The 8,876-nt window shown below is 67.8% G+C and carries 11 protein-coding genes and 1 pseudogene; 11 read left to right on the top strand and 1 reads right to left on the bottom strand.

Annotation, left to right across the window (positions count from 1 at the left end):
- Positions 1 to 70 precede the first annotated feature (70 nt).
- From EZM51_RS15375 to EZM51_RS15425, 11 genes are all read left to right on the top strand, one after another.
- Positions 71 to 1,504, top strand: a complete 1,434-nt coding sequence (locus EZM51_RS15375; RefSeq protein ID WP_136709187.1) for a CCA tRNA nucleotidyltransferase — start codon at positions 71 to 73, stop codon at positions 1,502 to 1,504.
- A 300-nt stretch (positions 1,505 to 1,804) separates the two neighbouring features.
- On the top strand, positions 1,805 to 2,734 hold the full coding sequence (locus EZM51_RS15380; protein ID WP_136709188.1) for a hypothetical protein: 930 nt from the start codon (positions 1,805 to 1,807) through the stop codon (positions 2,732 to 2,734).
- A 303-nt stretch (positions 2,735 to 3,037) separates the two neighbouring features.
- Positions 3,038 to 3,469 (top strand): 30S ribosomal protein S6, encoded by a 432-nt coding sequence (gene rpsF / locus EZM51_RS15385; RefSeq protein WP_136709189.1) that lies wholly within the window; start codon positions 3,038 to 3,040, stop codon positions 3,467 to 3,469.
- 5 nt (positions 3,470 to 3,474) lie between these two features.
- Entirely contained in the window at positions 3,475 to 3,996 is a 522-nt protein-coding gene (locus EZM51_RS15390) for a single-stranded DNA-binding protein (RefSeq protein ID WP_136709190.1), read from the top strand.
- Between the two features lie 68 nt (positions 3,997 to 4,064).
- The gene (gene rpsR / locus EZM51_RS15395) at positions 4,065 to 4,325 is read left to right on the top strand and encodes a 30S ribosomal protein S18 (RefSeq protein WP_022889097.1); all 261 of its coding nucleotides are present in this window, start codon (positions 4,065 to 4,067) and stop codon (positions 4,323 to 4,325) included.
- A gap of 11 nt (positions 4,326 to 4,336) precedes the next feature.
- Complete coding sequence (gene rplI / locus EZM51_RS15400; RefSeq protein ID WP_136709191.1) at positions 4,337 to 4,789, top strand: 50S ribosomal protein L9; 453 nt, start codon at positions 4,337 to 4,339, stop codon at positions 4,787 to 4,789.
- 556 nt (positions 4,790 to 5,345) lie between these two features.
- A complete protein-coding gene (dnaB, locus tag EZM51_RS15405; protein ID WP_136709192.1) occupies positions 5,346 to 6,719 on the top strand; it encodes a replicative DNA helicase in 1,374 nt (457 codons plus the stop codon).
- A gap of 95 nt (positions 6,720 to 6,814) precedes the next feature.
- Positions 6,815 to 7,084, top strand: a complete 270-nt coding sequence (locus tag EZM51_RS15410; RefSeq protein WP_136709193.1) for a hypothetical protein — start codon at positions 6,815 to 6,817, stop codon at positions 7,082 to 7,084.
- Positions 7,085 to 7,169: 85 nt separating this feature from the next.
- Positions 7,170 to 7,370, top strand: coding sequence for a hypothetical protein (locus EZM51_RS15415; protein ID WP_136709194.1), 201 nt, complete (start codon positions 7,170 to 7,172; stop codon positions 7,368 to 7,370).
- Positions 7,367 to 7,708, top strand: coding sequence for a type II toxin-antitoxin system PemK/MazF family toxin (locus tag EZM51_RS15420; protein WP_136709195.1), 342 nt, complete (start codon positions 7,367 to 7,369; stop codon positions 7,706 to 7,708). The genes EZM51_RS15415 and EZM51_RS15420 overlap by 4 nt, the downstream gene beginning before the upstream one ends.
- Positions 7,709 to 8,133: 425 nt before the next feature.
- On the top strand, positions 8,134 to 8,706 hold the full coding sequence (locus EZM51_RS15425; RefSeq protein WP_136709196.1) for a class I SAM-dependent methyltransferase: 573 nt from the start codon (positions 8,134 to 8,136) through the stop codon (positions 8,704 to 8,706).
- Here EZM51_RS15425 and EZM51_RS15430 read toward each other — a convergent pair.
- Positions 8,703 to 8,876 (bottom strand): annotated as a pseudogene (locus tag EZM51_RS15430) (IS256 family transposase); the annotation flags it as partial. The gene EZM51_RS15425 and the pseudogene EZM51_RS15430 sit on opposite strands and share 4 nt — an antisense overlap.

Genomic DNA, 8,876 nt, shown 5'->3' on the forward strand with positions numbered 1-8,876 from the left:
GACGTCCACAGGCACCCCGCGGCGCGGACGGCGCACCGGTCGCCGTGGGGGCGCCGCCTAACATAGGGGCATGCAGAGTGTCGCGGCGGCCCTCGAACGGCTCGAGGAACTGGCCGCTTCGCCGACCGTCGCGAAGCTCGCTCACGCCTTCGAGGCCGCGGACCACGAGATCGCACTCGTCGGTGGGCCGGTGCGCGACGCGTTCCTCGGCCGGCGGGTCAGCGACCTCGATTTCACGACGGATGCCACGCCCGACGAGATCCTCTCGATCGTGAAGCCGATCGCCGGCGCCCACTGGGACGTCGGCCGCGACTTCGGCACCATCGGCGCGAAGATCGCCGGCGAGACGGTGGAGATCACGACCTACCGGTCGGACGCCTACGACGGGGCATCCCGCAAGCCCGAGGTGGTCTTCGGCCGGACGCTCGACGACGACCTCACGCGCCGCGACTTCACGGTCAACGCGCTCGCCCTGCGCCTGCCCGAACTGACCCTGGTCGACCCGTCGGGGGGCGTGGAAGACCTCATCGCGGGCATCCTGCGCACCCCCGCCACCCCCGAGCAGTCGTTCGGCGACGACCCGCTGCGGATGCTCCGGGCCGCCCGGTTCTCGGCCCAGCTCGGCTTCGAGGTCGAGCGGGCGACCCGCGCCGCCATGACCGCGCTGGCCCCGCAGATCGACCGGATCTCGGCGGAGCGCATCCGCGACGAGCTGTCGAAGCTGCTCCTGACCGCGGCGCCGCGCGGCGGCATCCGGCTGCTCGTCGACTCGGGGCTCGCCGAGCGATTCATCCCCGAAATCCCCGCGCTGCGGCTCGAGGTCGACGAGCACCACCACCACAAGGACGTCTACGAGCACTCGCTCACGGTGCTCGACCAGGCGATCGACTACGAGGTCTCGCGCGGGGTGCTCGACTCCCCCGACCTCATCGTGCGGCTCGCGGCGCTGATGCACGACATCGGCAAGCCGGCCACGCGGCGGCTCGAGCCCGGCGGCGCGGTGTCGTTCCACCACCACGACATGGTCGGCGCGAAGCTCGCCCGCAAGCGGCTGCGGGCGCTGCGCTTCGACAACGACACGATCGCCGCCGTCTCCCGCCTCATCGAGCTGCACCTGCGGTTCTTCGGGTACACGGATGGCGCCTGGACCGACTCGGCGGTGCGCCGATACGTGCGCGACGCGGGCGACCAGCTCGAGCGGCTGCACATCCTGACGCGGGCGGACGTCACGACCCGCAACCGGCGCAAGGCCGACCGCCTCGCCTTCGCGTACGACGACCTCGAGGAGCGCATCGCCGTGCTCGCCGAGGAGGAGGAGCTCGCCGCGGTGCGCCCCGAACTCGACGGGCAGCAGATCATGCAGCTCCTCGGCCTGAAGCCGGGGCCGCTCGTGGGCGAGGCGTATCGGTACCTGCTGGACGTGCGACTCGACGAGGGACCCATCGGGCCGGATGCCGCGGCCGAGCGCCTGCGCGCCTGGTGGGCCCAGCGCGCCGACGCCTGACCCACCCCCTCTCCTCCCCTCTCCCCCTCTCCTCCTCTCCTCCCTTCGCCGAGCGCGTGCAGATCCGACGAGCGCGCACGCGGACGCAATTGCGCTCGACGGAAGTACACGCGCTCGGGGAGGCTCCGGTCGGGTCGGTCGTCCTCCACAATCGCCGGGGGCGCGAGTGGTTTCACAGACCAGGCAACCCGAGCGATCCGAACCCGAGAACCGGGTGAGCATCGCGGAATGGAGATATCCGGGATGCCGCAACTCATACTGACGTCGGAGGAGCGTGTTGCAACCGCCGGGGACCGATGGGTGCACCGCGCTGTGGAGGCCGGACGGCTCGTGCGCGTTCGAGCCGGCATTCACGTGGACGCCGCGGAGTGGGAGGCTGCCGGGCACGAGCGACGTGCGCTGATACGGGTCGCCGCGGGGGTGCGCACCCGACGACAGAACGCCGTCCTCACACACGAGTCCGCCGCGATCGTGCTCGGCATCCCGATCATCGGAGCCCGTCCTGAAGCCGTGCACCTGGTGTCCGGCACGGGTTCGGCGCCCCGCAACCAGCGAGGTGTGGTCTGGCACCGCGAGCGGCTCGGTGACGGTGAGGTGATCGAGTACGGCGGATTCCTGCTGACGAGTCCCGAACGGACGTTGTTCGACCTCGCCCGAACCCGGGGTTTCCGCTCGGCGGTCACGGGCATCGATGCCGCGCTGGCCGGACGCTACGAGCCGCTCCCCGTGACGTTCGACGGCGATCGTTTCGTCGACCAGGAGCCGGGCGACATCGCGGCGGTGGACCGCGCCGCCCTCACCGCGCGCATCGACGCGGCGGCAGGTGCACGTGGCATCCGCTCGGCGCGACGAGCCGTCGAGTTCGCGGATCCGCGATCCGCCTCGCCTGGCGAGTCGCTCAGCCGCGCGCAGATTCACCTGCTCGGCTTCCCGCCGCCAGAGTTGCAGGTGGGCTTCGCTCGGGCCGACGGCGGGGAGGATGTCACGGACTTCCATTGGCCCGAATATGCGATAGCGGGTGAATTCGACGGGTTCGTGAAGTACCACCGCGAGCAGTACCTGCACGGAATGACGCCCGAGGAGGTCGTGTGGCTCGAGAAGGAGCGAGAGCGGCGGCTGCGCCGCGGGCATGGCCTCGAGGTGAGTCGATGGGTGTGGGATGTCGCGCTCGCACCGCGCCTACTCAAGGCCGAGCTGATCGCTGCGGGCCTGCCGGTGGTTCGCCGCTGATCGTTGCGGCACACCTGTCCCCTCCGCCGAGCGCGTCCAGATCCGTCGAGCGCAATTGCGTCCGCGTGCGCGCTGGTCGGAACTGCACGCCCTCGGCGAAATGGGGCCTCCGGGGTTGTGGTGGGGTGAGCTGGAACGGGCGGGCGGGCATGGGCGGGGACGAATGGCGCGCTGGGGCGGCATCCGTTACACTCAGAAGGTTGCCCGTGCGCCGCAGTCGCGGCCTCCTCGGAGCGACGTATGCACAACCCTCCTGTTGCAGATCGTCTGTAACCGTTTGAGTCCGAAGGAGGTGGGTTAGTCATGCACCAGTACGAGCTGATGGTCATCCTCGATCCCGAGATCGACGAGCGCACCGTTACTCCCAGCCTTGACAAGTTCCTCAACGTCATCCGTAACGATGGCGGAACCGTCGACAAGGTCGACATCTGGGGACGTCGTCGTCTGGCCTACGAGATCAACAAGAAGTCCGAGGGCATCTACGCCGTCGTCGACTTCACCGCCGAGTCGAGGACCACCGATGAGCTCGACCGCCAGCTGAACCTCAGCGAGGCCGTCATGCGCACGAAGGTGCTCCGCGCCGAAGAGGCGATCGCCCAGGTCGCCGCGCACGCGAAGGCGCAGGAGGAGAAGGCCGCGAAGAAGGCCGCCGCCTCCGCGAAGGCCGGCGCGAAGGCCGCTGCTGCGGCATCCGCCCCCACTTCGGCCCCCGCCACGGCCACGAAGGACGCCTAGTCCCCATGGCCGGCGAGACCATCATCACCGTGGTGGGCAACCTCACTGCAGATCCCGAGCTGCGCTACACGCAGAGCGGCCTCGCGGTTGCCAACTTCACCATCGCGTCCACTCCCCGCACGTTCGACCGTCAGGCGAACGAGTGGAAGGACGGTGAAGCGCTGTTCCTGCGCGCGAGCTGCTGGCGTGAATTCGCCGAGCACGTCGCGGGTTCACTCACCAAGGGTTCCCGGGTCATCGCTTCCGGGCGTCTCAAGCAGCGTTCCTACGAGACGAAGGAAGGCGAGAAGCGCACCACCATCGAGCTCGAGGTCGACGAGATCGGCCCGAGCCTGCGCTACGCCACCGCGTCCGTGACGCGCGCCCAGTCGAGCCGCGGTGCGGTCGGCGGCGGCTCCTACGGGGGCGGCCAGTCCGACGACGCGTGGGCGCCCAGCGCTCCCGCGGCCGCGCAGTCGGGCGGGGCTTCCGGCGGCGACGTCTGGAACACGCCGGGCACCAACTACGGCGACGAGACCCCCTTCTAAACGCACTCAGCGGGTTCGAGACGGCCCTTCGCGCCTCCTCGACCCGCGAACTCATCAAAGGATCAGAAATGGCTGGAAAGAGCAGCGGCGACCGCCGCAAGCCGAGCCGCGGGAAGGGCGCGAAGAACGCCGCCCCGGCGAAGTCGATCAAGGTCGGCATCATCGACTACAAGGATGTCGCCACCCTCCGCAAGTTCATCTCGGAGCGCGGCAAGATCCGTGCCCGTCGCATCACCGGTGTCTCCGTGCAGGAGCAGCGCCTCATCGCCCGCGCCGTGAAGAACGCGCGCGAGATGGCGCTTCTGCCCTACTCGGGCTCCGGCCGCTAAGGAGCACGACAATGGCAAAGGTAATTCTCACGAACGAGGTCACCGGCCTCGGCACCGCCGGCGACGTGGTCGAGGTCAAGAACGGCTACGCGCGCAACTACCTGGTCCCCCAGGGCTTCGCGACGCCGTGGACCCGTGGCGGCCAGAAGCAGGTCGAGCAGATCAAGGCCGCGCGTGCGGCCCGGGAGCTGCACTCGCTCGAGGACGCGCAGGCCCTCAAGGCCAAGCTCGAGTCGGCCAAGGTCAAGCTGACCGTCAAGGCGGGCCTCGGCGGCCGCCTCTTCGGTTCGGTGAAGACGACGGATGTCGCGGCAGCCGTCGCGGCGGCCGGCCTCGGCGAGATCGACAAGCGCAAGATCGAGATCCCGTCGCCCATCAAGGCGGTCGGCGAGCACGAGGCGACCGTTCGCCTCCGTGACGAGGTCTCGGCCACGATCACCCTCCAGGTGGTCGCCGCGAAGTAGTTCGCGACCCATTCGTAGACGGCGGTTCGGGCTCCGGCCCGGGCCGCCGTCTCGTCGTTTCCGGGGCGGTCGGCAACCAGCGCGCGCTGCCTCCGTCGGCACACGTGGAACCTCCCGACGGCGCAGCTTCGGATGCCAGTCGGATGTCTCAGGCCTACACCTCAGACGGGCGTCGCGCAAGTCGAAATGGAGAGTTGACTGACATGGTTGTGCACAGGTGAGCATGCGACATCCGTGGACTTCTGAAGAAGTTTTCCCCCACAGGTGTGGAAACACGAAATCCCAGATCGTTCTGAAATTCAACCCGTGTAATTCCACAGAATTCCACAGTTTTCCACAGGCTGAGTGCACACGTTCGTCGGCGTTTCGCGCAGTTTCTCCCCAGAGTTATCCACAGGCCGGCTTGTGCTGTGAGTGAGGCTTCCCTATCGTGAAGCCGCGTCCTTCGAACAGTGGATCTGCTCCGGTCGATGAGCCCGTGTCAGAGGCTCCGGCCACACTGGTTGCTGGGCGCTGAACTGTGCAGCCGCGTGGCTGCGAAGGGGGAGGTCACGAGTTGTCGATCGCGCACATCGGGCTCGCCGAACCGGCTGACGAGGGTGAGTCCCGTCGCGGCGAACGAACCCCTCCGCACGACCTCCTCGCGGAGCAGAGCGCACTCGGCGGCATGATGCTCTCGAAGGACGCCGTCGCCGACGTCATCGAGACGGTGCGCGGCGTCGACTTCTACGTGCCGAAGCACGAGGTGATCTTCAACGCCATCCTCACGCTCTATTCGCACGGCGAGCCGACCGACGTCATCGCGGTCACCGACGAGCTCACGAAGTCGGGCGAGCTGCAGCGGGCCGGCGGCGTCGAGTACCTGCACACCCTCACGAGCCTCGTGCCCACCGCCGCGAACGCCGGCTACTACGCGTCGATCGTCGCCGAGCGGGCGCTGCTGCGTCGGCTCGTCGAGGCCGGTACCCGCATCGTGCAGATGGGCTACGCGGGCGAGGGCGAGGTCACCGAGCTCGTCAACCACGCCCAGGCCGAGATCTACGGCGTCACGGGGTCGACCGAGAGCGAGGACTACGTGCCGCTCACGGAGGCGGTCACCGCGGCGATCGACGAGATCGAGGCGGCCAAGCACACCGACGGCAAGTTCACGGGCGTGCCCACCGGATTCGCCGACCTCGACGAGCTGACGAACGGCTTCCACCCGGGCCAGATGATCATCGTCGCCGCGCGTCCCGCCATGGGCAAGTCGACCCTCGCGCTCGACTTCGCCCGTGCGGCATCCATCAGCAACGACCTGCCGTCGATCCTCTTCTCGCTCGAGATGGGCAAGAGCGAGATCGCCATGCGACTGCTCTCGGCCGAGGCATCCGTGCCCCTGCAGATGATGCGCAAGGGCACCGTCGACTCGCGCGACTGGACCACCATCGCCGCGACCCGAGGCCGCATCAACGACGCGCCGCTCTACATCGACGACTCCCCCAACATGACGCTCGTCGAGATCCGCGCGAAGTGCCGCCGGCTGAAGCAGCGCGTGGGGCTGAAGATGGTCGTCATCGACTACCTGCAGCTCATGACGAGCGGCAAGCGCGTCGAGAGCCGCCAGCAGGAGGTCTCGGAGTTCTCGCGTGCGCTGAAGCTCCTCGCGAAGGAGCTGCAGGTGCCGGTGATCGCGCTGTCGCAGCTGAACCGTGGCCCCGAGCAGCGGGCCGACAAGATGCCCGCCCTCAGCGACCTGCGCGAGTCGGGTTCGATCGAGCAGGATGCCGACATGGTCATCCTGCTGCACCGCGAGGCGGCCTACGAGCGCGACAGCCCCCGGGCGGGCGAGGCCGACCTCATCGTGGCGAAGCACCGTAACGGCCCCACACGCACGATCACGGTCGCGTTCCACGGGCACTTCTCGCGCTTCGCGGACATGGTGCAGGTGTAGCGGGCGGCCGTCGGGCGACGGGCTAGATTGTCCGACCGCCACGTAGATTGTCCGAGTCGACCTGGCGGCCAATCTAGCTGGCGGAGGTTAGGGCTATGGCCGAAACGCAACGCGTCGGCACCGTTGCACAGCCAACACTGAAGGGGCGACTCAGCCCTTCAGCATTGCCTCCATCCGAGCGTCCGATATTCCGACTGGCTACTGCGGAGATAGAGCTGGCGGAAAGTCATGACGAAGAAAAAGATCCCGAGGAGACCCGGGAGCGATCCGTGCGGGTCCGCGCCGACCACTTCGGCGTCGCACCGAGCCGCGTGACGATCCTGCGAGGTACAAGATCGCAGCGTTTGGGTTTCGTGCTGCTCTGACCGGTCGCGCATAGGTCGTCGCACTGATGGATCCACCTCACGCACTCCTGTTCAACATTTGTTTCACAAGGGCTAGGATGGAGATGTGGCCTCGACAATCGGATTCCGTCCCACGCAGGACGACGAGCGCATTCTTCGCGAAGCGGCGCAGCCGGGCGAGAGCACGTCTGACACGCTCCGGCGTGCGCTGCGGCTGCTGGATCACGAGCGTTGGCTGGAACAGTTCCGCGCAGACGCTGACGCGTTGAAGGACGAGGACCTCAACTCGGAGCCTGACGCCTGGTGATCCGCGGCGCGGTCTACCGAATCGACCTGGGCCGACCACGCGGACATGAGCAGGGCGGACGGCGGCTCGGACTTGTCGTATCGCCTTCGGACTCGCCCTTGTCCGTCGTCACCATCGTTCCCACCTCAACTTCGGCCGGGGGTTCCGTTCACCGGCCCGAGCTGGAGATCGAGGGTCGCCAAACGAAGCTGCTCGTCGATCAGATCCGCTCGATCGACGTCGATTACGTTGTCGGCGACCCGGTCGACTACTTGACCCGAGATCAGCTTGCGGAAGTCGACTCGGCACTGGCCCACTACCTTGGCGTTCAAGACGTGATGCCACCCCGGGCACCGTAGAGCATCCATTCAGCGACCGACTTGCGGGCGGAATGAAACATCGATGATTCTCGACTGGCTGTAGACGCCGCTCAGACAGCGGTCCCGATCAGTGACGCGGTCAACCGTCCCTGTGCGCCGTCATCATTATCGACACCAGGATGCCTCGCAAGTCCGGTCCGAGCCGGGCGACGGCGCGGGCGGGGGAAGCTGGCTGAAGACCTCCGAGTATGCCTCGTTCATGCCGGCGAAATCATCCGGTTGCGCGAGTAGGACCGTGACGAAACGACGCTGACGCCTGGGGCGCAACGAGGATCATCAGCCTTCCGGTGACGACGAGAACGCCTGCGACGTTGAGCGCAGCGCGAAGCGATCTACGAGGAACGGCCAGGGAGGCAAAGAAGACGGCAAGCGGCGTGCCACGATGTGCGTGGGGAGGGATCGCTGTGGGTGAGGTCGCTTACGGGTCATTGGCTTCGGTGTATGAGTGGCTGGTACCGGATGCCAAGGCGTCCCCGACGGGCAAGGCGCAGGCGTTCGAGATGGTGACGGCGGCGCTCGACCCGGGGGCGCAGATCTTGGACTGCGCCTGCGGGATTGGGTTGCTGGCGGTGGGGCTGGCTGAGGCTGGGTTCCGTGTCACCGCGTGCGATGCCAGCCCGGCGATGGTCGAGCGGACCCAGGGGCTGGCTCGCGCTCATGGAGTCGAAGTGTCGACGAGGGTATGCCGCTGGGACCAGCTACCCGATCAAGGCTGGCAGGACCGGTTCGACGCTGTGTTCTGCGTCGGGAACTCGCTCGCGCACGCGGTCGGACGCAGTGGCCGGCGCGCCGCACTCGAGGGCATGGCATTCGTGTTGGCGGCGGATGGGGTGCTGGCGCTGACCTCCCGCAACTGGGAGCAGGTCCGCTCGGCCGGCAGCAGGCTGGACGTCTGGGACCGGCTCGTGGAACGCGCCGGCCGCAAGGCAGGGGCTTGTCAAGTTGTCTGTGTAAGCGGGTACGGGGATGGTGGTTAGAGGTGGGGGTTGATGCGTTCGGGGTAGACGAGCGCGAGTTGTTCGAGGGCCTGTTTCCAGTTCGTCGTGACGTTGCCCTCGATGAGCCTGCCGCTGGCCTTGCGCTTGTCGGCGGGTAGCCCGCGTTCCTGCTCGCGGGCTCGGGCGCGCTTGTCCTCGATGTCGCAGAT

Origin of the sequence: Agromyces sp. H66 (genome assembly GCF_004959775.1) — a bacterium.
GTDB lineage: Bacteria > Actinomycetota > Actinomycetes > Actinomycetales > Microbacteriaceae > Agromyces.